At 67.5% G+C, this 23921-nt stretch carries 26 protein-coding genes and 2 pseudogenes; 16 read left to right on the top strand and 12 right to left on the bottom strand.

Annotated features, from left to right (window positions below):
• The first annotated feature begins 29 nt into the window (after nucleotides 1-29).
• A complete protein-coding gene (locus P0Y60_17990) occupies nucleotides 30-3473 on the top strand; it encodes a bifunctional proline dehydrogenase/L-glutamate gamma-semialdehyde dehydrogenase (GenBank protein ID WEK61164.1) in 3444 nt (1147 codons plus the stop codon).
• Between the two features lie 150 nt (nucleotides 3474-3623).
• Here the strand turns inward: P0Y60_17990 and P0Y60_17985 are convergent, their stop codons facing one another.
• The 7 genes and pseudogenes from P0Y60_17985 to P0Y60_17955 form a co-directional block, all read right to left on the bottom strand.
• On the bottom strand, nucleotides 3624-4496 hold the full coding sequence (locus P0Y60_17985; GenBank protein WEK62943.1) for an ABC transporter permease: 873 nt from the start codon (nucleotides 4494-4496) through the stop codon (nucleotides 3624-3626).
• A 219-nt stretch (nucleotides 4497-4715) separates the two neighbouring features.
• Complete coding sequence (locus P0Y60_17980) at nucleotides 4716-5030, bottom strand: DUF4162 domain-containing protein (GenBank protein WEK62942.1); 315 nt, start codon at nucleotides 5028-5030, stop codon at nucleotides 4716-4718.
• Between the two features lie 57 nt (nucleotides 5031-5087).
• A pseudogene (locus P0Y60_17975) lies at nucleotides 5088-5426 on the bottom strand (ATP-binding cassette domain-containing protein).
• Nucleotides 5360-5611 (bottom strand): annotated as a pseudogene (locus tag P0Y60_17970) (ATP-binding cassette domain-containing protein). The pseudogenes P0Y60_17975 and P0Y60_17970 overlap by 67 nt, the downstream one beginning before the upstream one ends.
• 93 nt (nucleotides 5612-5704) lie before the next feature.
• On the bottom strand, nucleotides 5705-6877 hold the full coding sequence (locus P0Y60_17965; protein ID WEK61163.1) for a benzoate/H(+) symporter BenE family transporter: 1173 nt from the start codon (nucleotides 6875-6877) through the stop codon (nucleotides 5705-5707).
• Nucleotides 6878-6912: 35 nt separating this feature from the next.
• Nucleotides 6913-7605, bottom strand: a complete 693-nt coding sequence (locus P0Y60_17960; GenBank protein ID WEK61162.1) for a response regulator transcription factor — start codon at nucleotides 7603-7605, stop codon at nucleotides 6913-6915.
• Nucleotides 7602-8894: a sensor histidine kinase gene (locus P0Y60_17955; protein ID WEK61161.1), complete on the bottom strand. Its 1293-nt coding sequence runs from the start codon at nucleotides 8892-8894 to the stop codon at nucleotides 7602-7604. The genes P0Y60_17960 and P0Y60_17955 overlap by 4 nt, the downstream gene beginning before the upstream one ends.
• Before the next feature lie 150 nt (nucleotides 8895-9044).
• On the opposite strand from P0Y60_17955, the gene P0Y60_17950 reads away from it, so the two are divergent.
• The 12 genes from P0Y60_17950 (at nucleotide 9045) to P0Y60_17895 (ending at nucleotide 18168) form a co-directional block, all read left to right on the top strand.
• On the top strand, nucleotides 9045-9485 hold the full coding sequence (locus P0Y60_17950) for a glyoxalase (GenBank protein WEK62941.1): 441 nt from the start codon (nucleotides 9045-9047) through the stop codon (nucleotides 9483-9485).
• Nucleotides 9486-9488: 3 nt separating this feature from the next.
• Nucleotides 9489-10181: a helix-turn-helix domain-containing protein gene (locus tag P0Y60_17945; protein WEK61160.1), complete on the top strand. Its 693-nt coding sequence runs from the start codon at nucleotides 9489-9491 to the stop codon at nucleotides 10179-10181.
• Entirely contained in the window at nucleotides 10178-10828 is a 651-nt protein-coding gene (locus P0Y60_17940) for a dihydrofolate reductase family protein (protein ID WEK61159.1), read from the top strand. The genes P0Y60_17945 and P0Y60_17940 overlap by 4 nt, the downstream gene beginning before the upstream one ends.
• Before the next feature lie 221 nt (nucleotides 10829-11049).
• Entirely contained in the window at nucleotides 11050-13047 is a 1998-nt protein-coding gene (locus P0Y60_17935) for a carboxypeptidase-like regulatory domain-containing protein (protein WEK61158.1), read from the top strand.
• Nucleotides 13048-13745: 698 nt separating this feature from the next.
• Complete coding sequence (locus tag P0Y60_17930; GenBank protein ID WEK61157.1) at nucleotides 13746-13979, top strand: hypothetical protein; 234 nt, start codon at nucleotides 13746-13748, stop codon at nucleotides 13977-13979.
• Nucleotides 13980-14089: 110 nt separating this feature from the next.
• On the top strand, nucleotides 14090-14548 hold the full coding sequence (locus P0Y60_17925) for a DUF4279 domain-containing protein (GenBank protein ID WEK61156.1): 459 nt from the start codon (nucleotides 14090-14092) through the stop codon (nucleotides 14546-14548).
• A 240-nt stretch (nucleotides 14549-14788) separates the two neighbouring features.
• On the top strand, nucleotides 14789-15283 hold the full coding sequence (locus P0Y60_17920) for a hypothetical protein (GenBank protein WEK61155.1): 495 nt from the start codon (nucleotides 14789-14791) through the stop codon (nucleotides 15281-15283).
• A 75-nt stretch (nucleotides 15284-15358) separates the two neighbouring features.
• Nucleotides 15359-15799: a hypothetical protein gene (locus tag P0Y60_17915; protein ID WEK61154.1), complete on the top strand. Its 441-nt coding sequence runs from the start codon at nucleotides 15359-15361 to the stop codon at nucleotides 15797-15799.
• Nucleotides 15800-16360: 561 nt separating this feature from the next.
• A complete protein-coding gene (locus P0Y60_17910; GenBank protein ID WEK61153.1) occupies nucleotides 16361-16633 on the top strand; it encodes a hypothetical protein in 273 nt (90 codons plus the stop codon).
• 94 nt (nucleotides 16634-16727) lie between these two features.
• On the top strand, nucleotides 16728-17132 hold the full coding sequence (locus P0Y60_17905; GenBank protein ID WEK61152.1) for a hypothetical protein: 405 nt from the start codon (nucleotides 16728-16730) through the stop codon (nucleotides 17130-17132).
• A gap of 86 nt (nucleotides 17133-17218) precedes the next feature.
• Nucleotides 17219-17677 (top strand): DUF4279 domain-containing protein, encoded by a 459-nt coding sequence (locus P0Y60_17900; protein ID WEK61151.1) that lies wholly within the window; start codon nucleotides 17219-17221, stop codon nucleotides 17675-17677.
• Complete coding sequence (locus P0Y60_17895) at nucleotides 17674-18168, top strand: hypothetical protein (GenBank protein WEK61150.1); 495 nt, start codon at nucleotides 17674-17676, stop codon at nucleotides 18166-18168. The genes P0Y60_17900 and P0Y60_17895 overlap by 4 nt, the downstream gene beginning before the upstream one ends.
• Nucleotides 18169-18190: 22 nt before the next feature.
• Here the strand turns inward: P0Y60_17895 and P0Y60_17890 are convergent, their stop codons facing one another.
• Together P0Y60_17890 and P0Y60_17885 are read right to left on the bottom strand one after the other, a co-directional pair.
• On the bottom strand, nucleotides 18191-19000 hold the full coding sequence (locus P0Y60_17890; GenBank protein ID WEK61149.1) for an HAD family hydrolase: 810 nt from the start codon (nucleotides 18998-19000) through the stop codon (nucleotides 18191-18193).
• Nucleotides 19001-19033: 33 nt separating this feature from the next.
• On the bottom strand, nucleotides 19034-19879 hold the full coding sequence (locus tag P0Y60_17885; GenBank protein ID WEK61148.1) for an exodeoxyribonuclease III: 846 nt from the start codon (nucleotides 19877-19879) through the stop codon (nucleotides 19034-19036).
• A 98-nt stretch (nucleotides 19880-19977) separates the two neighbouring features.
• On the opposite strand from P0Y60_17885, the gene pyrE reads away from it, so the two are divergent.
• On the top strand, nucleotides 19978-20538 hold the full coding sequence (pyrE, locus tag P0Y60_17880; GenBank protein ID WEK61147.1) for an orotate phosphoribosyltransferase: 561 nt from the start codon (nucleotides 19978-19980) through the stop codon (nucleotides 20536-20538).
• Nucleotides 20535-21437, top strand: a complete 903-nt coding sequence (locus P0Y60_17875) for an ROK family protein (GenBank protein ID WEK61146.1) — start codon at nucleotides 20535-20537, stop codon at nucleotides 21435-21437. The genes pyrE and P0Y60_17875 overlap by 4 nt, the downstream gene beginning before the upstream one ends.
• 10 nt (nucleotides 21438-21447) lie before the next feature.
• Here P0Y60_17875 and P0Y60_17870 read toward each other — a convergent pair whose 3' ends face one another.
• Complete coding sequence (locus tag P0Y60_17870) at nucleotides 21448-21699, bottom strand: hypothetical protein (protein ID WEK61145.1); 252 nt, start codon at nucleotides 21697-21699, stop codon at nucleotides 21448-21450.
• A gap of 202 nt (nucleotides 21700-21901) precedes the next feature.
• Here P0Y60_17870 and P0Y60_17865 point away from each other — a divergent pair, with 202 nt between their 5' ends.
• Nucleotides 21902-23053 carry an anhydro-N-acetylmuramic acid kinase gene (locus P0Y60_17865; GenBank protein WEK61144.1) on the top strand — a complete coding sequence of 384 codons (1152 nt, stop codon included), beginning with the start codon at nucleotides 21902-21904 and terminating at the stop codon, nucleotides 23051-23053.
• Between the two features lie 130 nt (nucleotides 23054-23183).
• Here P0Y60_17865 and P0Y60_17860 read toward each other — a convergent pair whose 3' ends face one another.
• Both P0Y60_17860 and P0Y60_17855 read right to left on the bottom strand, forming a co-directional pair.
• Nucleotides 23184-23354, bottom strand: coding sequence for a hypothetical protein (locus P0Y60_17860; GenBank protein WEK61143.1), 171 nt, complete (start codon nucleotides 23352-23354; stop codon nucleotides 23184-23186).
• Nucleotides 23351-23920 carry a YdeI/OmpD-associated family protein gene (locus P0Y60_17855; protein WEK61142.1) on the bottom strand — a complete coding sequence of 190 codons (570 nt, stop codon included), beginning with the start codon at nucleotides 23918-23920 and terminating at the stop codon, nucleotides 23351-23353. Before P0Y60_17855 ends, P0Y60_17860 begins: the two co-directional genes overlap by 4 nt.
• Nucleotide 23921: the final 1 nt, after the last annotated feature.

The raw sequence follows: 23921 nt of genomic DNA, 5'->3' as shown, positions 1-23921 counted from the left end.
CGCCATCCTTACCTGGAGGTTCCCCCGCGATGAGCGCCGTCGACACCACCCCCCGCACCTCCGAGGTCGCCGCCGTCGTGCAGCGTTGGCTCGTCGAGAGCCAGACGCACCCCGTGGAGCCTGCCGCCCAGCGCCTGGCCGAGGTGCTCAAGGACCCGCAGGGCCTCGACTTCACGGTCGGCTTCGTCGACGGCGTCATGCGTCCGGAAGACCTGAACGTCGCCGGCCGCAAGCTCGCCGACATCTCCGAGATCACGCCGTCGCTGCTGCCCTGGTACCTGCGCAGCGCCATCAAGACCGGTGGCTTCATGGCGCCCAAGCTGCCCGGCGTCGTCGTACCGATCTCGCGCCGCGTGCTGCGCGCGATGGTCGGCCACCTCGTGCTCGACGCCACGCCGTCGAAGCTGGGGCCCGCGATCGCGAAGCTGCGCAAGAGCGGCAACCGTCTCAACCTCAACCTGTTGGGTGAGGCCGTGCTCGGCGAACGCGAGGCCGGCCGCCGCCTGCAGGGCACCAGCGACTTCCTCGCCCGCGACGACGTCGACTACGTGTCGATCAAGGTGTCGAGCGTCGTCAGCCAGCTCTCGATGTGGTCGTTCGACGAGGCCGTGGCCGACGTCGTGACCCGCCTGACCCCGCTGTACGAGCTCGCTGCGCGCTCGGAGGCGGCCGGCAAGGCCAAGTTCATCAACCTCGACATGGAGGAGTTCCGCGACCTCGACCTCACGATCGCCGCGTTCACGAGCATCCTCGACCAGCCGGGACTCGAGAACCTCGAGGCCGGAATCGTGCTGCAGGCGTACCTGCCCGACGCGCTCGGCGCGATGCAGCACCTGCAGGAGTGGGCCACCGCCCGCCGCGCGAAGGGCGGGGCGCCGATCAAGGTGCGCGTCGTCAAGGGCGCGAACCTCGCGATGGAAGAGGTCGACGCCGCGGTGCACGGGTGGCCGCTCGCGACCTACTCGACCAAGCAGGACTCCGACACGAACTACAAGCGCGTGCTGGACTGGGCCATGACCCCCGAGCGTCTGGATGCCGTGCGCATCGGTGTCGCGGGACACAACCTCTTCGACATCGCCTACACGTGGCTGCTCGCGCAGGAGCGCGGCGTGACGGATGCGGTCGAGTACGAGATGCTGCTCGGCATGGCGACCGGTCAGGCCGAAGCCGTCCGCAAGGACGTCGGCCGCCTGCTGCTGTACACGCCGGTCGTGAACCCCGCCGAGTTCGACGTGGCGATCGCGTACCTCGTGCGCCGTCTGGAGGAGAACGCCAGCTCCGAGAACTTCATGTCGGCCGTGTTCGAGCTCACCACGGACCCGGCGCTGCTGACGCGCGAGCGCGAGCGCTTCGAGCGTTCGCTCGCCGGTCTCGAGGCCGACCGTTCGGTGCCCGCGTCGAACCGCGTGCAGAACCGCGCGACAGAGGCGGATGCCGCCACTCCGACGACCGCGTTCCACAACCAGCCCGACACCGACCCGGCGCTCGGCGCGAACCGCACCTGGGGCCGCGAGATCCTGAAGCGCTCGGTCGACACGACGCTCGGGGTCGACGCGATCGCGATCGCTCGGGTCGAGACGAGCGACGAGCTCGACGGCATCTTCGCCGCGGCGACCGCCGCCGCCGAGAAGTGGGCCGCGCTGCCGGCCGCCGAGCGGGCCGCTGTGCTGCACCGCGCGGGTGACGAGCTCGCCGCCCGCCGTGGCGACCTGATCGAGATCATGGCGCACGAGGCCGGCAAGACCATCGCCGAGGCCGACCCGGAGATCAGCGAGGCGATCGACTTCGCGCACTACTACGCCGAGCGGGCGAAGGACCTCGAGACCGTGTCGGGGGCGGAGTTCGTCCCCTCGAAGGTCACCGTCGTGACCCCGCCGTGGAACTTCCCCGTCGCGATCCCCGCCGGTGGTGTGCTCGCAGGGCTCGCCTCGGGCTCGGGCGTCATCATCAAGCCGGCCAAGCTCACCCAGCGCTGCGGCGCCGTGATGGTCGAGGCGCTGTGGGCCGCCGGTGTGCCGCGCGACCTGCTCGCCCTGGTCGACCTCGCATCGCGCGACCTCGGCACCCGGCTGGTCGCGAACCCCGCGGTCGACCGGGTGATCCTCACCGGTGCCTACGAGACGGCGCAGCTGTTCCGCTCGTTCCGCTCCGACCTGCCGCTGCTCGCCGAGACCAGCGGCAAGAACGCGATCATCGTGACGCCGTCGGCCGACCTCGACCTCGCCGCCGCCGATGTCGCGCGCAGCGCCTTCGGTCACGCGGGTCAGAAGTGCTCCGCGGCGTCGCTGGCGATCCTCGTCGGGTCGGTGGCCGACTCGAAGAGGTTCGAGCGTCAGCTCGTGGATGCCGTCGCCTCGATGCGCGTCGGCCTGCCCGACGACCCGTCCACGCAGATGGGCCCGATCATCGAGCCGGCCGATGGCAAGCTGCTCGCCGCGCTCACCGAACTCGGCAAGGGTGAGTCGTGGCTCGTGAAGCCGCGCAAGCTGAACGACGAGGGCACGCAGTGGACGCCCGGCGTGAAGACCGGCGTGCGCGAGGGCTCGTACTTCCACATGACCGAGTTCTTCGGTCCGGTGCTCGGCATCATGCACGCCAAGGACCTCGATGAGGCGATCCGCCTGCAGAACGCGGTCGACTACGGTCTGACCGCGGGCCTGCACGCGCTCGACAAGGTCGAGGTCGCCACCTGGCTCGACCGGGTCGAGGCCGGCAACCTGTATGTGAACCGCGGCATCACCGGTGCGATCGTGCAGCGTCAGCCGTTCGGCGGCTGGAAGCGTTCGGCCGTCGGTGCGGGTGCGAAGGCCGGTGGGCCGAACTACCTCTTCGGTCTGGGCGAGTGGGCGGCATCCGATCTCCCCGCGGCCGCGCCCGGTGCTGCGGTCGCTCCGGCCGTCACGGCTCTGCTCAGCGCCGCCGATGGTGAGCTCGACGGGGCGCAGTCCGACTGGCTGCTGCGCGCCGCGGCATCCGACGAGCACGCCTGGACGTCGGAATTCGGCATCGTCTCCGACAAGTCGGGCCTGGGCGTCGAGCGCAACCTGTTCCGCTACCGTCCGACCGCGGTCGACGTGCGTCTGTCCCAGGATGCTCCGCTGGTCGAGAGCGTGCGCGTGCTCGCCGCAGCCCTGCGCAGCGGCAGCCCGTTCACGGTGTCGGCCGCCTCGTTGCCCGGTGGTGTCGAGAAGGTGCTGCGGGCACACGGCGTGACCGTGAAGCACGAGAAGGATGCGGCGTGGGCCAAGCGCTACGCGAAGGGCGAGCGCAGCTGGCAGCGTGTGCGCCTGGTCGGCGGAGACGCGTCGGCGCTGTTCGAGGCTCTCGGCGGAAGCCCGGATGTCGCCGTCTGGTCGCACGCCGTGACCGGTGCGGGCCGCGTCGAGATGCTGCCGTTCCTGCACGAGCAGGCCGTGTCGATCACGAACCACCGCTTCGGCAACCCGACCAGCCTCACTGAGGGCGTCATCTGACCCGCGGCATCCGTTCCGGCTCGTCGGCACCCGTTCTGGCTCATCGGCACCCCCGCTGAGCAACGAGACCCCCTCCTGCTGACGTACGCAGGAGGGGGTCTTGTCACGGGGCGGGGGTTTCGGCGCGCCCATCGCCGCCGGCGCCGGCGATCAGCCGCGCAGCGCCTCTGCGAGCTTCACGCGGGTGCCCATGCGCAGCAACGAGTTCTCGTAGATCTTCGCGCCGATCACGATCGCGGCCACGCAGCTCGCGAGCAGGATGACGAGGCTGAGCAGCGGCTCCCACCACTGCGCCTCTCCGACGAACAGCCGCATCGGCATCCCCACCGGGGCCGAGAACGGCACGTACGACATGATCGTCAGCACCAGCGGATTGTCGTTGAAGACGATGACCAGGATGTACGGGGCCATGATCAGCATGGTGATCGGGGTCGTGGTCGATCCGATGTCCTCCTGGCGGGAGACCATGGATGCCGCGGCGGCGAACATCGACGCCAGCAGGATGAACCCGAACAGGAAGAACACCGCGAACCAGATGATGGGTGCGCCGAGTGTCGACAGGATCGCATTCTGCCCGGTGACGATGAGCCCGATCGTGGCGATCGCGGCGAGGGCGAGGATCTGACCCATCGCCAGCACCGTGTTGCCGATCACCTTGCCGGCGAGCAGCGTGCGGGCCGGAATCGCCGACAGCAGCACCTCGACCACGCGGGTCTGCTTCTCTTCGACGACGCTCTGGGCGATCGTGCCGCCGAAGGTCGCCGCGGCCATCATGAACACGAGTCCGAAGCCGATCGCGATGAAGTAGCGCAGCAGCGGGTTGGTGGTCGCGGGGTCGAGGATCACGACATCCGGCGACTCCGACAGCGCGGTGACGAGCGAGCCGGGAGCATCCTTCAGCGCGATCACCGTGTAGCCCGAGGGGCCGTCACCGGGGATCACCGCGGCGTCGACCTTCTCGGAACGCACCAGCTCCTCCGCCGCGGCCTGATCTGCGACTTCGGTCACGGTCACGTTCGGCAGCGCCGAGACGGCTGCTTCGGTCTGCGAGGTGACCGCGACGGGGGTCTGCTCCTCGGTGCGTTGTTGCTTGCGAACCCGCCGAGAGCAGGATGCCGACCAGGGCGAGCAGCAGCAGGATGCCGGTCGAGATCATGAAGGCCTTGCTGCGCAGCTTCGAGCCGATCTCACGCTCGGCGACGAGCCAGATACCGTTCGAACCGCGGACGGGGGCGGGGGCGTTCACTGGATGACCTCCTTGAAGATCTGGGCGAGGGAAGGATGCTTGGGGGCGAAGCTCGCGACGTCGCCGCGCTCGACGGCGGTGCGCAGGACCCGCTGTGCCGTCTCGGGGCCGTCGGCGTCGAACAGCGCGTAGCCGCCCTCGAAGTCGACCACGGTGACGCCGGGCTCGGTGCGCAGCCACCCCGCATCGCCCGCGGAGACCAGCTCGTAACGGCTGCCGGCGTGCTGGGCGCGCAGTCCGTCGCGGGAGCCGGCGGCGCGGATCGTCCCGCCGGCGAGGATGACGAGGTCGTCGCACAGGCGCTCGACCACGTCGAGCTGGTGGGAGGAGAACAGGATCGCCGCCCCCTTCGCCGCGCTGGACTGCAGCACGCCGGCGACCACGTCGACCGCCAGCGGGTCGAGGCCGGAGAACGGCTCGTCGAGGATCAGCACCTCGGGGTCGTGCACGAGGGCCGCGGCGATCTGGGCGCGCTGCTGGTTGCCGAGCGAGAGCGACTCGATCGTGTCGTTCAGCCGCTCGCCCAGACCCAGCTCGGTGAGCAGCTCGGTCGCACGCGCGTGGCCTCGGCCTTGCCGAAGCCGTGCAGGCGGGCGAGGTAGACGATCTGCTCGAGCACCTTCATCTTGGGGTAGAGCCCGCGCTCCTCCGGCATGTAGCCGAAGCGGCGGCGGTCGGCCGCGGTGAGCGGGACGCCGTTCAGATCGACCTGTCCGCCGTCTGCGGCGAGCAGCCCGAGCACGATGCGCATGGTCGTGGTCTTGCCGGCGCCGTTGCCGCCGACGAAGCCGGTGAGGCGTCCGGGCGTCACGGTGAACGAGACGTCGTCGAGCACGCGCCGCGAGCCGTAGCTCTTGGTGATGCCGGTCAGGTGGAGTGGTCCTTGGCTCATGCCTCCACGCTAGGGATCAGCCGGGGGCCACGGCATCCCCCCTGTGGTGGATAGGGAGACGTCATCCCTCCGGTGGACTCGCGCCGGGGCGCGTCAGCGGCGGGAGGTGTGCAGCACCGTGCGCACGACGAGGCCCGCGACGAGGGCCCAGAATGCGGCGCTCACCCCGATCACCGCGATGCCGGATGCTGCGACGAGGAAGGTCACGACGGCGGGGAGCCGCTCGCCGGGGTCGTCGATCGCCTGCTGCACGGCGGAACCGAAGGCCGCGAACAGTGCGAGGCCGGCGACGGCGGGGATGACCGCGGCCGGCGCCAGGAGCACGAGCGCGGCGAAGGCGGCAGAGAATCCGCCGAGCGCGAGGTAGGAGAATCCGGTCGACACCCCGGCGACCCACCGGCGCTTCGGGTCGGGGTCGGCGTCGGGTGATGCGGCGAGGGCGGCGCTGATGGCGGCGAGGTTGATCGCGTGTCCTCCGGCGGGCGCTCCGAGTGCCGTGCCGAGGCCGGTCACGAGCATGGCCGGACGCCAGGGCACCTCGTACCCGAAGCTGCGCATGATCGCGATGCCCGGCACGTTCTGCGAGGCCATCGTCACGATGAACAGCGGCAGGGCGACGCCGATGAGGGCGCCGATCGTGAAGGTCGGCGCGGTGAGCTCGAACCTCGGGATCAGCAGTGCGGGGTCGACCGGGGCTCCGGCGCGCACGAGTGAGATCGCGACGACGACCGTCGCGGCGACGAACGCGAGCGGCACGGCCCAGCGCGGCGCGAGGCGGGCGCACACCAGCCAGGTCAGCACGACCGGCACGACGCCCCAGGGGTTCGCGACGATGCCGGTGATCGGCGCGAGGCAGAGCGGCAGCAGCACACCGGCGAGCATCGCCTGCGCGATCGACGGGGGGATGCGGGCGATCAGTGCGCCGAGCGCCGGCCACAGCGCGGTGAGCAGGATCAGCGCGGATGCCACGAGGAAGGCGCCGACCGCGGCCGACCAGCCACCGTCCACTGCTCCGGTCGCGGCGAGCAGCGCGGCGCCGGGCGTCGACCACGCGACGGTGATCGGCATCCGATATCGCCACGCGAGCACGATGCAGGCGAGCCCCATCGTCAGGCTCACGGCGAGCAGGCCGCTCGCCGCCTGTGCCGCGGTCGCTCCCACGGCGCCCAGCCCGGTGAGCACGACCGCGAACGAACTCGTGAACCCGACCAGCGCCGTGACGACACCCGCCAGGATCGGGCGGGAGAGGGGAGCGGTGCCGGGCATGCTCCGAGGCTAGCGCCCGCGCCGTTCGGGACGGGTCACGCGAGCCCGAGCCGGTGGGCCAGCACGACCGCCTGCACGCGATCGCGCGCGCCGAGCTTCTGCAGGATGCGCGACACGTGGGTCTTCACGGTCGCCTCGCCGATGAACAGGGACTGCGCGATCTCGGCGTTGCTGCGGGCGTCGGCGAGCAGGGCGAGCACTTCCGCCTCGCGGTCTGTGAGCGGCTCGGCGAGCACCTGAGGGGCGACGGAAGGAGCGGGTGCTACGGCAGTCGGAGCGACGGATGCCGAACCGGCGCTCGCGAAACGGGCGAGCACCCGGCGGGTGACCTCGGGCGCCAGCATCCCGTCGCCGGCGGCCAACGCGCGCACGGCGGCGATCAAGTCTTCGGCTCCCGCGTTCTTGAGCAGGAAGCCGCTGGCACCGGCCTCGAGCGCGTGATGCAGGTAGTCGTCGCGGTCGAAGGTCGTGACGATCACGATCGCCGCCGCGACGTCGGGATCGGCCACGATGCGCCGGGTCGCTTCGATGCCGTCCATGTCGGGCATCTGCACGTCCATCGTGATGACGTCGGGGTGGAGCGCTGACGCCTGGGCGACGGCATCCGCTCCGGTCGCCGCTTCACCGACCACCGTGATGTCGGGCTGGCTCTCGAGGATGGTGCGGAAGCCCGCCCGCAGCATCGCGTGGTCGTCGACGAGCAGCACGCGGATCGGGGCGGAGGTCATGCGAGATCCTTCGTCAGGGTGGCCGTGGCCGTGGCCGTGGCCGTGGCCGTGGCCGTGGGCGCGGAGAGCGGCACCCTGGCCCGCACCCGCAGGCCGCCGAGGGGTCGCGGGGTCACCTCGATCGTGCCGCCCGAGGCGATCGCGCGCTCGCGCATGCCGAGCTGGCCGAGCCCCGGTCGCAACTGCCCGACGGTGCGGCCGGTGTTCACGACCTCGACCTCGACGCCGGACTCGTCGTAGCGCACCCGCACATCGGCGGTCGCCCCGACGCCGGCGTGCCGACGCGCGTTCGTGAGCGACTCCTGCGCGATGCGGTACAGATTGACCGCCACGACCGAGGGCACGGCCACCGGGTCGCCGATCACGGCGTAGTCGGTGGGCAGACCGGCATCCGTCGACGCCATCGTCAGCTCTTCGATGTCATCGAGAGTGAGGGTGGATGCGGGCTCCGACGTGTCGCCGCCCGGCGTGCGCAGCGTCTCGAGCAGCTGCCGCAGCTCCTGGATCGCATCGCGCGCCGACGATTCGATCCCGGTGAGGATGCGGGTGGTCTTGGCCGGATCCTGATCGATCACCAGGCGCGCGGCTCCCGCCTGCACCCCCATGACCGACACATGATGGGCGACGACGTCGTGCAACTCGCGCGCGATGCGGACGCGGTCGAGGGCCACGGCCTGCGCGGCGGTCACCTCGCGCTCGCGCTCCAGTTCGATCGTGCGCTGCTCGAGCACCTCGCGCTCGGCCGCGGAGGCCCAGGAGCGCTCGCCGAAGTAGTACGCCCCGCCGAAGTAGAGCGCGTTCAGCATGATCTGGATCATCATGAACGCGATGTAGGGGGAGAGTGCCCCGGCGACGACGTCGGCCTCGTCGGCCTGCTTGATCGCCTCGTAGTACATCGTGACCAACAGCCACGCGAACATGCCGATGATGATCGCGATGCGCACGATCATGGCGCGGCGTCGGTCGTTCATCCAGGCGCCCACCGAGTAGAGGCCGATGAACATCGCGATGTTGCCGACGTAGAGTTCCGGCACCTTCGTGCTCACGGCGACGAAGTAGGCGGTCGATGTCACGACGGCGACGACGCCCGGCCAACGGCGGCGGAACATGAGGGGAGCGGTCACGACCACGGCATAGACGAGCGCGGTCCACAGGGGTGCCTGCTGATCGCCGTAGATCTGCGCGATCGACGAGAGCCCGGCGCTGAGGATCGCCCCGGCGAACAGCACGGCCGCGAGCAGGAGATCGTTGCGGCGCTCACGAGGCGTCGGGGTGCGGGCGAACGGCATCCCTCCACCGTAGGGGCGGAGGTGCGGTCACGGCATCCGTCGTGCGGCGGAGATTCCCCTGGAACAGAGGGTTGACGGCCTACTTGTTTTTTGCAAGTATCGACGCATCGAGTCGACGATCGCGTCGGCCGGACACACGGCAGAGGAGTCATCGTGACCAAGGTCTTCGTCAACCTTCCCACCAACGACCTGGAGCGCAGCAAGGCGTTCTACACGGCGCTCGGATGCGAGATCAATCCGCTCTTCACCGACGAGAACGCCGCGTGCGTCGTCTGGGCGGAGGACATCTTCTTCATGGTGCTCAAGCGCGAGTTCTTCGCGACCTTCACCGACAAGCCGATCGCCGACCCGAACGAGGTCGCCCAGGTGTCGGTGTCGTTCAGCCGCGACTCGCGCGAAGAGGTCGACGACATCCTCGCCAAGGGCCTCGCCGCCGGTGGGGCTGAGCCCAAGCCCGCGCAGGACTACGGCTTCATGTACTCGCGCGACCTCGACGACCCCGACGGCAACTCGCTCGGCTTCCTGTTCATGACCGAGGAGGCCGTCGAGAACGGTCCCGAGCATGTCGGGGAGCAGAACACCGAGGCCTGACTCATGGCGGCGCGCAGCTACGGCCAGTACTGCGGGGTCACCGCGGCCGTCGAGCTGGTCGGCGAGCGGTGGGCGTTGCTCATCGTGCGCGACCTGCTCGTCGGACCACGGCGATACACCGACCTCAAGCAGGGTCTGCCGCGCATCCCGACCAACATCCTCTCCACCCGCCTGAAGGATCTGCAGGAGGGTGGCGTCGTGCGGCGCGTGCCGCTGCACAACTGCGGCCTGGTCTACGAGCTCACCGCCTACGGGCGCTCGTTCGAGCCCATCATGCTCGCCCTCGGGCGCTGGGGCTTCCAGGCCATGGGTGATCCGCAGGAGGGCGACGTGGTGACCCCGGATTCGCTGACGATGGCGCTGCGCACGGCCTTCCAGCCCGAAGCCGCGGCCGACGGCGAGTATGAACTGCACGTGGGCGATGTCGCGCTGCGTGCGTCGGTGCAGAGGGGTGAGCTCCGCGTCGCGCAGCTCGCCCCTCCGGCCCCACCCGTCGGCGGCGCCGTGCCGGTGGGCGACCCGGATGCCGTGATCGTCGCCGGTCCCGGCATCCGTCTGTTGATCGGCGGGGCGCTCTCGCCCGCCGACGCCATCGCTCAGGACGTGGCCGCCGTGGTGCGGGGCGACGAGTCCTGGCTGACCTCGTTCGCCGAGGCTTTCCACATCGCACCGCTGACTGCGAGGAGCACGACATGAGCACGGAAGAACCGACGAACGGCGTTCAGGGTCGCATCCTGATCGACCTCTTCATGAGTCTCGACGGTGTCGCCCAGGGGCCGGGCGGCACCGATGAAGACACCTCGGGCGGCTTCCGCTTCAGCGGATGGCAGGCCGGCTACCCGTCGTCGGGGGTCGGTCCCGAGATCGAGAAGGGCATGCAGGGGCTGGACGCCCTGCTGCTCGGACGCCGCACCTACGACATCTTCGCCTCGTACTGGCCGCATCACACCGAGGGCGAGTCGGGCGACATCGGCACCCTCTTCAACCGGGTGCCCAAGTACGTCGCGACGAGGGATGCCGCCTTCGCGCTCGACTGGGAGGGCAGTACCCGTGTGGGTGACGACCTCGCCGCCGAGATCGCCGCCATGCGCGCGGCGCACCGTGAGGTGCATGTGATCGGCAGCATCGACTTCGTGCACACGCTCCTCGCTGAGGGGCTGTTCGACCAGCTCAACCTGTGGGTCTATCCGCTGCTGCTCGGGGCAGGCAAGAAGGTCTTCGACGACGGCGCGCTGCCCTCGGTGCTGCGCCTGATCGAGCCCCCGGTCACCGATGACGGCGGGGTCACCCTGCTGCGCTACGGCCGCACGGACCGCACGCCGGAGGTCGGCACGTTCGACTGACCCAGGGCGTTACGCGGCGGTGCATTGCGCGAACGGCGACTTCCTGACAAACGAATTTCCACTCGTGTTATATATTGCTCACCGGTTCAGGAAACCCATAGCTTTTGCTGGTGACCCTCCCCCTTTCGTCGCGTTCGTCGCGCGCGCGTGCACAGCACTCGAAAACGCAGCTCATCGCTCCCCGCAAGGCCCTTCGACGTGGCCACCGATCCTGGATCGGCATGATCAGCGCAGTTCTGATCCTGGTCGGCGGCGGGGCGCTCCCAGCGGCGGCCGACGCGGACGACCTGCCTGCGACGATCAGCGGGACGGTGACGCGCGAAGACGATGGCACGCCCGTCGAGGGCGTCGGGGTCTTCATCTCCTCCGCCGAGGGGGGATTCTCTTTCAACGGGTACACGGATGCGAGCGGTGACTACATCGTTGCGGATCTTCCCGTCGGCGAGTATGTCGTACGGTTCGCTCCTGACGGTGCCGCTCCGGACCTGGTCTCCGAGTACTGGAACGCCGCGACAGACTGGTCGAGCGCCGAGCGGATCTCAGCGGTCAGCGGCGAAACGGTCGCAGGTATCGACGCCTCGCTGCAGCTCGGAGGATCGATCTCGGGATCGGTGACGCGTGAGAGCGACGGCAGTCCGGTCGAGGGTACCGCGGTGGAGGTCTACCCCACCGACGGTTCGTGGGGCCCTGGTCTGGTCTGGTCGCAAGCCGACGGATCGTTCACTTCCGCCAATCTGCGGGCCGGTGAGTACACAGTGCGCTTCGACGCCCCGGCTGGAAGCGGCTTGACCGGTGAGTACTGGGATGACGCATCCGACGTCGCAGATGCGTCGACGGTGACGGTGGTCGCGGGTGGGAACGAGGCCGACGTCGACGCGGCGCTCGCCGAGTCAGCCGTCATCAGCGGACAGGTCACCAGGGAGTCCGACGGAAGTCCGGTCGAGGGTCTCGTCGAGGTTTGGCGCGAAGGGGAATTCGGAGGAGAGAGGGTGAACATCGAACCAGACGGCTCCTACCGCGCTGAGGTCGCCCCCGGTTCCTACGCACTCCACTTCGTTCCTGCAGATGACCGACTCTTCGCCGAGTATTGGGACGACGCGTCCGTGATCGATGAAGCGACGGCGGTCACCGTCGTATCCGGTGAGCAGCGCTCTGCGATCGACGCAGCTCTCGCAGCCGGGACCGCCATCACGGGTGTCGTTCGCGCGGGCGGCGAGCCTGTCGCGGACATCAGTGTGATCGCGTTCGATGGTGCGGAACCTGCCGGATTTGTCAGCACTGCCGAGGACGGCTCCTACTCGATCACGCTTCCCACCGGAACGTACGTCCTGGAGGCGAGCGCCTCCGTCGCAAACCCGATCTACGCGACCGAGTTCTATGAGAACGCGGCGACGCGCGACGAGGCGACAGCGTTGACGCTCGGTGCCGATGCGGATCTCACGGGCGTGGACATCGACCTGGACCTCGGAGCAGACATCCGTGGAAATGTCGCGCTCGATGGCGTCGGCGCACCCGGTGGCGAGGGCGCGGTGGTCACCGCCTACCGCTGGAACGGTGAAGACTGGGCGGAAGTGCTCCGTGCACCGTCCTGGGGGGCGTTCGCCTTCAGCGCTGACCCGTCCCGGAACGGCGGCCCGCTCCCCGCTGGTCGGTACACGTTCAGCGTCGCCGCGCCCGGATACTGCACGCAGTACTTCGGCGGCGCGACGGCCCTCGACGAGGCGAAGTGGTTCGACCTCGCACCCGGGGACACGAGGACAGGTGAGGACATGACACTGACTGACGAGTGCGAGGGTTCGGAGCCGAAGCCCGCGCTGAAGCTCTCAGCGGCGTCAATCCGCGCGGGCGGAGACATAACCGTGTCGGGAACGGGCTTCACAGCGGGAGCGACGCTGTCGTTCGAGTTGCATTCCGATCCCATCGTGCTCGGATCGTTGACCGCTGACGCGGGTGGTGCAGTGAAGGGAAGTCTTCGCATCCCCGCCAGTGCGCCGGTCGGTACGCACACGCTGGTCGCCCTCTCGGGAACGACGGTGATTGCCAGTACGGCCCTGACCGTGACCGCTGCGCCGTCCACGGGCGGCGCCGCCGACCCCGCCGACCCTGCCGACCCGCTCGCGAGCACGGGCGGAGAATTCCCCGGGTTCGCCGTGATGGCGGCATTCGGACTCGTGGTGCTCGGGCTGGCCCTCGTGCGTCGCCGACGCGCACAGGTCTGAGAAGGCCCGCGCGAGGCCACGGTGGAGTGCTGATACCTACATCTGGTTCTTGGGAGGGGTAAAGAATGAACGGAACGAAGTCGCCTCACGGGACGGTCCAAATCGGCTCAAGTCTCGCGTATTTTCGAGTCACGAGTGAGACTCTCACCCTCGCGGAAATCATCAACATCACACACGAGGAACCTGATGAGGGGTGGTCGCTCGGGGAAATGTATCAAAGGCGTGGGATGCTCGCCGAGCGTCCGAGGACATTCAGCTCGTGGAAGCGGTACTCATCGGCCGGGTACGGACTATCAGTGCAGGGCAGCCTCGACGGGCTCTATGGGCACGTGGAACGGATTGCCGAGAGGATCTCGGCTCGGCCTGAGTTGTTCTGCTCACTCCAGGTCGTTCAGTATGTCTCAAACCCGACGGCCGAGATCGGATTCAACGTAAATCACCGTTGGCTCACCGTTCTCGCGTCCATACCTGCATCCCTTGACGTCGACCAGTATCGGTAGCGCATGTCAGGGTGCCTGTCCATGAAGCAACTTTCACATATCGATCATGAGGGACGCGAGCATATTCCTGGGCGATGCCATGCCCTCCCGGTCGGCCGGGTGAGCCGGTCACGTGGTTACATCTTCGGGTGGCATTAAATATGGTGTCGGCGGCGGGTGCGCTGTGGGCATCAAAGGTAGTTTCTAGGTGGAGTGCACATGAACCCTGAAATCCTTATTGGGCCGGCGTTGGCGTTGGTTGGATTGATTCTCATTTTCTTGAGAAATGCGACATCGCGACTCTTTCATGCAGGCTTAAGGCTCCTTTACGGAGAGCCGTTAGCTGACGACGCCGTGCGTGATCGCTCTGCGCCGTGGCACATCTTCTTCGTCGGCGGTGTTTTCGCGTTGTTTGGTGCATTTCTGATCTTCAAGAACATATGCAATTTCTGAATCGTTGCAGGTGGAGCAGAGTAGAGCAACATGTACAACGCAGAGTCTCTCCTAACCTTGGCAGCAGCGGAGTGCTGGTACCTACATTCAGTCCTCGGGAGGGGTGAAATATGAACGACACACAGTCGCCTCATGGGACGTCTCGAATCGGCATGAACCTCGCCTATTTCAATATCGCGAGCGAGACTCTCAGTCTCGCGGACATCACGCGCATCACGGGGGAGGATGCCGATAAGGGATGGTCGGTCGGGGAGATGTACAGACTGCCTCGAATGGTCATCGAGCGTCCACGGCGAGCCAGTACCTGGACAAGGTACTCGTCGGCCGGGTACGGACTATCGGTGCAGCTCAGCCTGGACGGGCTGTATGGGCATGTGGAACGGATCGCCGACAGGGTCGCATCTCAACACGAACTGATCTGCTCGGTTCAGATCGTCCAGTACGTCTCGAACCCGGCGGCTGAGATCGGGTTCAACGTCGATCGTCGATGGCTCACGCTTCTCGCATCCATAGACGCATCGCTTGACGTCGATCAATATCGTGATGATCCCAGCGATTCCCATGGATGACAGGAAGCAGCAGACGTTTCGATGAAGCTCGTATGCGGCGAGCGATCTTCTTCCTAGATCGGTGGTGTTTACATGGACGCTGAGGTGAGATTGGCCCTGGTTCCACGAGGTCAGTGCTCCGACTGGTCGAGGGATTCCCTGGAGCAGGGCTCGCGCCTTGCCACGCAAGTGGCGACGCGGATCGACACAGATCGCGTCCAGGCATACGCGATCGTGCCTCAGGGGCAATCGAGGGTAGATGTGAGCAAATTCTCGCAATCCGCACGAATCGGCGGTGCGGATCGTTTTCTCGGCCGTGTTCTGCGGGAACTGTCCACACGCGCCGATGGCATCCTCGTCGTCGATGACGATCTCGCGCGTCGTGGCGACCCCGGACTCGATCGTGCGTCATTCATCGACGACAGGGTCATCCGTTGGGGTGATCTACACTCGGAGCCCCGCGATCTGACCGGCCTTATTCGAACCGGCGCGTCCGGGTATCCCTTGAACGCATTTGTTTGCGGGAGCGGGGACCGTCAGGCATTTCGGCCTCCCGTTGGTCCGCTGTCTGAATCGGAAGTCGCGCTGCTTGCACGTCAGGTGCAAGTCGTCATCCATTCCATCTACGACGCAGAATCATTTCTGCTTTTGGCAATCGACGACAAGGCCGACTCGCTGTTGGCTTCCCTCACGCGCACGCAGGCGGAGTTCGGGGAGGTGGACGAGAATCGTGTATCGGGATCTCCTGGCATCTGACCACGCGCGGTCAACTGTGTCGCCGTGGCGGCACGGCGCGGAACTCGAGCGCATCACAACTGCGAAGGTGACCGTATGAGTTCAACACGGTCCGCCCGCATCGAGATCCGCTGGCTCCGGTCGTCGATCGCGTTGGCGGGTGTCAACGCGGCGACAGGAGCGGTCTTCGGTTACTTGTACGCGTTCAACTCTTTCGGGTTCGATTGGAGCACCGCTGACCCGGACGGCCGGGGCGGCGTCCTCGCGAACTCGATCGCGGTGAGCCTCGTATTCGGGGCCATCGTGCCCACTGGCTTGAGCTTGCTGATGCTTCTATGGCGGAGGCGCCGGCTCGAAGCCTGGCCGGTGTGGGTATTTCTCGGACCTGCTTTGTGTTCGCTACTCAGCTTTCTGTTCGTCTGGTCGTTCCCTCTGGTTCTTGCGTTCATCGGGATCGCGCTCGTTGGGGGCTGTCTCGGGCTTGTTGCGGTGAAGTTCTTCGGGGGCGTGCGACGGTCAAGAGGAGAGGCCCGGTGATGTCGAGAGGGAGAAGTCGAGCCGGTACGTTGCTCCTGCTCCTTGGCGCCGTGGTCGTGACGGCCGCGATCGTCGCGCTTCTTCGCTATTGGTGGATCGACGGTTGGTTTCCATCTCCATCTGGGGGAAACCACATCCGGCCGCTGCTCGGCACGTTCGTCGTCTTCGCGGTCGGGGGAGCGCCGGTGGCGTTGACGTGCCGGCTCCTCGATCGATCGGGCTCCGACGCACCGTCGGCATCCCGTCGTGCCCGTATGCGACAGGTGCTCGTCCCCAACGCTGCCGGAGCCCTCGTCGGCATCGTCGCGGTCTATCTGCTCGTATGGAATTGGTGGCAGGCTCTTGCGCTGGTCGGAGGACTCGCCGTTCTCGGAAGCGCGATGTGCCTCATCGCTCTGGAATTGCCAGCCACGAGGGAGCGGGCCCTCGAAAGCCACTTGGCTAGGACAGAGGCGGGTATCTACGATGTTCCTTGACAGTGAGGCAACAGGGTTTCGTCGAATGACCGAACGGGAGGATGCTCTCATCCACCGTCTGCTCCGACACGACTTTCCTGGAAGGGTGCAGGTTCATGACCAGTTGCGCGACGCTCGTGTCGTATCCCTCGACGAAGACGGAAGTCTGCGCATCGCCACGAGAGTCCCCGGCACCGCACCTGTGGTCCGTCGTATCTCTATCGAAGCGAGCTATCCCGACGATGACGGCGTTCAGGTGCACCTGCTTCTACACGTCGTCGATGGTGTCGTCGACGAGCTCGAGGTGTATCGCGACGACCTCGCGCGGGCCATCCGCTCCCCGTATGACACCGACTCGCTTCAGGTTTGCGTCATCTGAGGCGATGGGATGGCGACGGAATGCTGAAGAGATGGCGTAAGGCAAGCGCAACGGTTGCGCATCGTTTGTTCTACTTTTCTTGGGCGGATGCGCAATGCAGTCTGAAGCAGAACACCTGACAACAGCCGATGTCTCAGGGACGTGGGATCTGGAAGGAGCAGACAAAGGCGCAACTCTGTCGATGAGCGACGATGGAGCGTTCCTTGCCGAGTCGTGGCCAGCTAATCTGCTCTGCGCTCCAACCGGTGCAGCTACAATCGACGATCTTGCCTGGGATGACCCAGTGACAGTAAGTGGCACCTGGCAGGTCGGGAAGCAGGCAACCTCCCTCTTGATTCTGATGCCAGATGGTGAAATATGCAAAGCAACCTGGGCTCTCAAGGTGTGGGAGTTCGGGGAGGGTGAATATCGGATCGAACTCATCCTGGATGGCGTGGCAAACCCGGAGGATGCGAAGGATGACCAGGTGGCATGGATCACCAAGAGAGGCGCTGAGTAGCTCTGCGTCAGTAAAGCAGGCGCGTGAATCTATCGAACAGCATCGGAGTGCTGATAGTGACATTCAGTCCTTGGGAGGGCCGAAGCATGAACGCGAAGTATTCCCCGCACGGGACCGTTCGAATCGGTGTGAGTCTCGCCTATTTCAATATCGCGAGCGAGACTCTCAGTCTTGCGGACATCACTCGCATCACGGGGGAGGATGCTGATGAGGGATGGTCGGTCGGGGAGATGTTCAGAAGGCCTCGAATGGTCATGGAGCGTCCACGGCGAGCCAGTTCCTGGACGCGGTACTCATCGGCCGGTCACGGACTATCGGTGCAGCGCAGCCTCGACGGGCTGTATGGGCACGTGGAACGGATCGCCGACAGGATCGCATCGCAACCCGAACTGATCTGCTCGGTTCAGATCGTCCAACAAGTCTCGAACCCGGCGGCTGAGATCGGGTTCAACGTCGACCGCCGATGGCTCACGCTTCTCGCATCCATCGACGCATCCCTTGACGCCGACCAGTATCGTGACGATCCCTGCGAGGCCCCTGCGTGACGGACGGAGGCTCGCTTGTGAATGAGCGACGTGTCTCGGAATGGGTAGCGCGCAGCGTCGCGACGCTCGACTCGGCGACGCGTCTGTTCGTCGCCGACCACCTCGACGAGATTCTCGGCGAGACACCCGAAGCGGGATTCGATGCCAACGCGAGCCTTGAGCTGTTGTCTGCGTGTGCGCGGAGACTGCCGGCGGGAATGGACGCACGTCTCGCAGTTCCCTGGGGAGACAGCGTCGCGCTGGACATGGAGCTGCCACCGCTGGACGCGCTTCCGATTCTCGAGCCGTACGAGCCGCCGTCCCTCTACGTCTTCGCCCGAGAATACTGGGCGATACCGAACGACCGTGAAGAGTATCGGTGCCCATACGACGGCAGCCCGTGGGGCGACGAATACGGGGTCGAGTACTCGTGCGGGCGCTCGCCTCGAGAGAGAACCCTCGGTTGGGAGTTCACGCGAACCGTCTGGGTACACGCGCGAGCGATGCCCTGAGGCTGCCTGATCTCGTAGCGCCTCAGCCGAGAAGCCGCTCGATCACCCGGGCGACGCCGTCATCGGCGTTCGATGCGGTCGTCTCGTCGGCGGCATCCTGCACGACCGGCTCGGCGTCGGCCATGGCGACGCCGAGCCCTGCCCAGCGCAGCATCTCGACGTCGTTGAGGGCATCGCCGAAGGCGACGACGTCAGCACGATCGACACCGAGGTGCGCGCAGAGGCGGGCGAGGCCGGTGGCCTTGGTCACGCCCTCGGCCATGACCTCGACGAAGGGAGCGCCCGACAATGTCGCCTCGAAGCCGGTGATACCCAGTGATCGCAGCGTGTCGAAGAGCGCAGCGGGAGCGAGCTCGGGATGCCGGATCACGAACTTCAGGCTGGGAGCGGCGAGCACCTGCTCGAGCGGCACCCCGCCCATGGTCTTCGGATCACGCTTGTGGTCGCTGAGGTCGGCGATCTCGGCGTAGCCATGCTGGGCCACGAACGTCTCGCCACCCTCGCGAACGCTGGCGAAGAGCAGGCCGGGGATGCTCGCTCGCAGCGCCTCGGCGAGGGTGCGGATGGTCTCTGCCGGCAGTTCTTCGGCGAACAGCATCCGTGCATCGGTGAGGTGGATCGCATAGGCGCCGTTGCTGCACAGCGCCCAGCCGTCGAAGGCCGCATCTCCGGCGATCGCCCGCAGGCCGATGGGCTGCCGGGCAGTGACCGGAACCACATGGATGCCGCGGCTGCGCGCCGCGTCGAGAGCGGCGCGGGTGCGGGCGGTGACAGCCGAGGACGGGTCGAGCAGCGTGCCGTCGAGATCCGTGGCGATCAGGCGGACCGTCATGGCTGCGTTCCGGGAGTCACGAGAAGAGCGTGCTCACGAGAAGATCATCGGCATGTCGTCGTCGTCATCAGCGCCGCCGAAGTCGAGGTCCACCACCACCGGCACGTGGTCGCTCGGCTGCTCGCCCTTGCGCTCGTCGCGGTGGATCGACGCACCCCGCACGGCCTCGGACAGCGTTCGCGAGCCCAGCACGAAGTCGATGCGCACGCCCTCGTTGCGAGGGAACTTGAGCCGCTGGTAATCCCAGTACGTGAAGCCCTCAGGCAGCAGCGGGCGCACCACGTCGGTGAGGCCCGCATCCTGGAACGCGAAGAACGCCTGGCGCTCGGCCGGGGAGACGTGGGTCGAGACGCCCTCGACGATGTCGGGATCGCCGTTGTCCTTGTCGAACGGGATGATGTTGAAGTCGCCGACCAGGGCCAGCGGCAGGTCGGGGTTCGCCGACAGCTCGGCCGCCGTGGAATTCTTCAGAGCTTCGAGCCAGTGCAGCTTGTAGGCATAGTGCGGGTCGTCGAGCGATCGGCCGTTCGGTACGTACAGGCTCCACACGCGCACGCCGTCGACCATCACGCCGAGCGCACGCGCTTCGAGCGGAGCATCCGGCCCCTCATGGCCCTTGGCGAAACCGGGCATGCCGTCGAACGCCGTGCGCACGTCGGTGACGGGCAGGCGACTCGCGATCGCGACGCCGTTCCATTGATTCAGTCCGTGCACCTCGACGTGGTACCCGGCCTCTTCGAACGGTCCGTAGGGGAACTGCTCGGGCTTGCACTTGATCTCCTGCATCGCCAGCACGTCGATGTCTTCGCGCACGGCGAACTCGACGGTGCGGGTGACACGAGTGCGGATGGAGTTGACGTTCCAGGTGGCCAAGCGCATGCGTCCAGCCTAGTTGCGGCATCGGACAGCGGAGTCGCGGCATCGGACACGCAGACTTCCCGCGGAACACGAAGCCTGCGCCTTCTACACTGGATGCCGTGACCGCACTCGACACAGACCGCCAGACACTCCTCGACCTGATCAAGGCTGAGGCGGTGTTCCACGGCGACTTCACCCTCTCCAGCGGCAAGAAGGCGACGTACTACGTCGACATGCGCAAGCTCACGCTCGACCACCGGGCCGCCCCCGCGATCGGGCGCATCATGCTCGACCTGATCGGCGACCTCGACGTCGTGGCCGTCGGTGGACTCACGCTCGGCGCCGACCCGATCGCGAACTCCGTGCTGCACGCCTCGGTCGCGGCAGACCGTCCGCTCGACGCGTTCGTCGTGCGCAAGGAGCCGAAGGACCACGGCCGCGGCCGCCAGATCGAGGGCGCCGACGTCAAGGGCAAGCGCGTCGTCGTGCTGGAAGACACCTCGACCACCGGACAGTCGGCACTCAAGGCCGTCGAGGCTCTGCGCAAGGAAGGCGCCGAGATCGTCGCCGTCGCCGTGATCGTCGACCGCAAGACCGGGGCGCAGGCCGCGATCGAAGCCGAGGGCCTCGAATGGCGAGCCGCCTTCGACCTCGACGACCTGGGACTCGACCCCCAGTGACCCGCTACGCACTGGCCGTCGATGTGGGCGGCACGAAGATGGAAGCCGCCCTGGTTCGTGAGGACGGCACGCTCGTCGAGGGAAGCCGCAGCCGTCAGGCGACCGGCCGCGAGGCAACCCTCGATTCGCTGACGGATGCCGTGCGCGCGATCGTCGCCCATGCGCTCGCCGCGGCTCCCTCGGATGCCGAGATCGTCGGCGCCGGAGTGGGCAGTGCCGGGCCTATCGATCGTGCTGCCGGGTCGATCATGCCCGTCAACATGCCTCTCGCCCGCGGCTTCGGCCTCGAGGAGGCCGTGAGATCTGCGGCATCCGACATCCTGGGCCGTGCGGTGCCGACCGTGCTCGGCCACGACGGCGGTGCGCTCGCGCTCGCCGAGGCGTGGCTGGGTGCGACGCAGAACGCCGGCGCCTCCCTCTCGATCGTGGTCTCGACCGGCGTCGGTGGAGGCTTCGTCGCGAACGGCGCGTACATCCCCGGAGCGACGGGTAACGCCGGACACCTCGGGCAGGTGCGCCGTGAGGGCGGCCTGACGCTCGAGGAGATCGCTTCCGGCCCGGCGAGTGCCGCCTGGGCGCAGCAGCAGGGCTGGTCGGGAGCCACGGGCGAGGATCTCGCTCGGGATGCCGCCGCCGGCGACGCCATCGCCCGCGCGGCGATCGAGCGTTCGGCGAAAGCCGTGGGTGAGGCTCTGGCGGATGCCGCGACCCTGGTCGACCTCGACATGGTCGCGATCGGCGGTGGATTCTCCCGCGTCTCCGCGGACTACATCGATCTGGTGCAGGAGGCGCTCACCGCGAGCGCCGCGCACGAGTACTCCCGTCGTGCCCGGGTCGTGCGTTCGGGGCTCGGCGACGAAGGACCGCTCATCGGCGCCGCAGCGCTCGTCATCCGCTGACGCGGCGGGATCAGCGCGTCGCGACGAGCAGGTGTCGCGGCGGCCCCTCCAGGCGTGCCACGGAGATCTTCAGCTCCGCGACGGAGATCTTCAGCTCGTTGACATCGGCGGCCACCGCGTCAATCCGAGCGCCGAGTCTCTGGTCGACCGCGTCGATCCTGCGCACGCACCAGGCGAAGCCGGCGAGCATCATCGTGCCCATCGTCAGCATCAGGCCGACCGCGCTGATGATGATCGCGATGATCTCTGCGGACACGAACACCCCTCCATTCTGCGCCGCTTCCGAGGGGCACACCAGGACGCTAGCCGGAATCCCACACATCCAGGGGTACGGGATTCTGCCGCTTACGGGGACTGCGGAAAGCCCGGGTGAACCCGCAACGGTGCAGGAGCAGTCGCCCCTTTCCGTACACGCTCCTAACAAAACCCGGCTACCCTCGGAGGAGACGACGGAAGGACTGCGCATGCGCGTACTCGGCCTGCTCTCGGGCACCTCACACGACGGCATCGACGTGACGGTCGTCGACTTTCAGGAGAGCGACGGTGCGCTGCACGGCACCGTGTTGCACGAGGACAGCGTTGCGTACGCTCCAGAGCTGCGCGCCCGTCTCGTCGCCGCGCTGCCGCCCTCACAGACCACGCTCGCGGAGGTCTGTGAACTCGACACCCTGATCGGTCAGGCGTTCGCCGAGGTCGCGGCGGGTGCTGCGGCATCCGTCGGGGGAGTCGACGCCGTCTGCACCCACGGCCAGACAGTGTACCACTGGGTGGACGCGGGGCACGCACTCGGCACCCTGCAGATCGGTCAGCCGGCGTGGATCGCCGAGAAGGTGGGTGCGCCGGTCGTGTCGGACGTACGTATCCGCGACATCACCGTCGGCGGTCACGGCGCCCCGCTGGTCTCGTTCCTCGACGAGCTGCTGCTGCGCGGTCGGGCCGGCACGTCGGCTGCGCTGAACCTGGGCGGCATCGCGAACATCACCGTCGTCGGAGACGGCATCTCGGCCTACGACATCGGCCCGGCGAACGCCCTGGTCGACGCGGTGGTCGTCGACCGTGCACTGAACGACCTCGGCTACGACGACGATGCCGCGATCGCCCGCTCCGGCGCCGTCGACGAGGCGCTACTCACCGCATTGCTGGCTGATCCGTACTACGCGCTCTCCGCGCCGAAGAGCACCGGCAAAGAGCACTTCCACCTCGACTACGTGCGCGCGCACCTGTCGGGCCGGGAGATCTCGACGCCCGACCTCGTGCGCACCCTCACCGAGCTCACGGTGCAGACGGTTGCGCAGGATGTGCGGGCCGCCGGCGTCGGCTACCTTGCGGTCTCCGGGGGCGGATGCCGCAACCCGCTCATCATGCAGGGACTGCGGGACGCTCTCCCCGAGGTCGATGTGGTGCTCGCCGACGAACTCGGGGCCTCGGCCGACAACAAGGAGGCGGTGCTCTTCGCGCTGATCGGCTGGTGCACGATGCACGGCGTCGCCGCGGTGATCCCCGGCGGCACCGGAGCGAGAGCACCGCGCATCCTCGGCACGATCACTCCGGGCGCCGGCCCGTTGCGCCTGACCGAACCGGTAGCCGCCCTCACGAGCCTCACGCTGCGGTCCTGACGCGCGGGCTACGTAGCGCCGAGTGCACGGCGTCCTGCCGACTGCATGACTTGGCGACGCAAGTAGGCCGTGCACTCGACGACTTCCCGTGCGCTCGGCGATCGGCGCTCGGGAACAAGAGAAAGGCAGGTCAGCGCGGGCGTCGCTCGTCGTCGTCCCAGGGGCCTTCCCACCAGCCGGCGCGGCCGTCGTCGTCGCTCGATCCGCGGCGCCGCGAGCGCACCAGCTGCACGATGAACACCGTGAGGCTGCTCAGCAGGATCAGGAACACCACCAGGAACAGCAGGTCCGACTGCGTCATGGTCGTCTCCCTTCCGCGGCATCCGCCACGATCTTCGCGATGCGCGCGTCGCGCGTCGCCTCCCGCTTCGCCATCGCGATGTGCGTCAACCCGAGCTTCTTGACCGACTGGGGGAAGGCGTCCCAGTTCACTCGCGCCGCGGGTGAGGCGTCCAGAGCGGCAGTGAGTGCGGGAGGTTCGATCCCCGCTTCCGGTCCGTCGAGCATTTCCCAGGCGCCGTTCGCCTTGGCCACGTCGAGCGCACGGATGCCGGCGGCGGCGAGCTGACCGGTCGCCTCCAGGTCGGCGATCCGCGCCTTGTTCGTCGCGGCCCACCCGCTCGACGCGCGCCGCGGCGAGAACCACTGCCCGACGGTCTGATCATCGAACGTGCGCACGGGCCCGTCGATCCATCCGAAGCACAGGGCCTGGCGCACAGCATCCTCGTACCCCACGCCGCCGGCATCCTTGCCGCGCACGCTCAGCAGCCAGACCCCGGAGGGGCGTTCGTGGTGGTGTTCGAGCCAGGCGCGCCAGGTCGCGGCATCCGCAGCCCTGACCCGCTCGCCCTCGTCGAGTGCTCCCATC

The organism is Candidatus Microbacterium colombiense (genome assembly GCA_029203165.1).
GTDB lineage: Bacteria > Actinomycetota > Actinomycetes > Actinomycetales > Microbacteriaceae > Microbacterium > Microbacterium colombiense.
The sequence above is the reverse complement of the archived record's forward strand: the minus strand, read 5'-3'. Positions and strand labels throughout refer to the sequence as shown.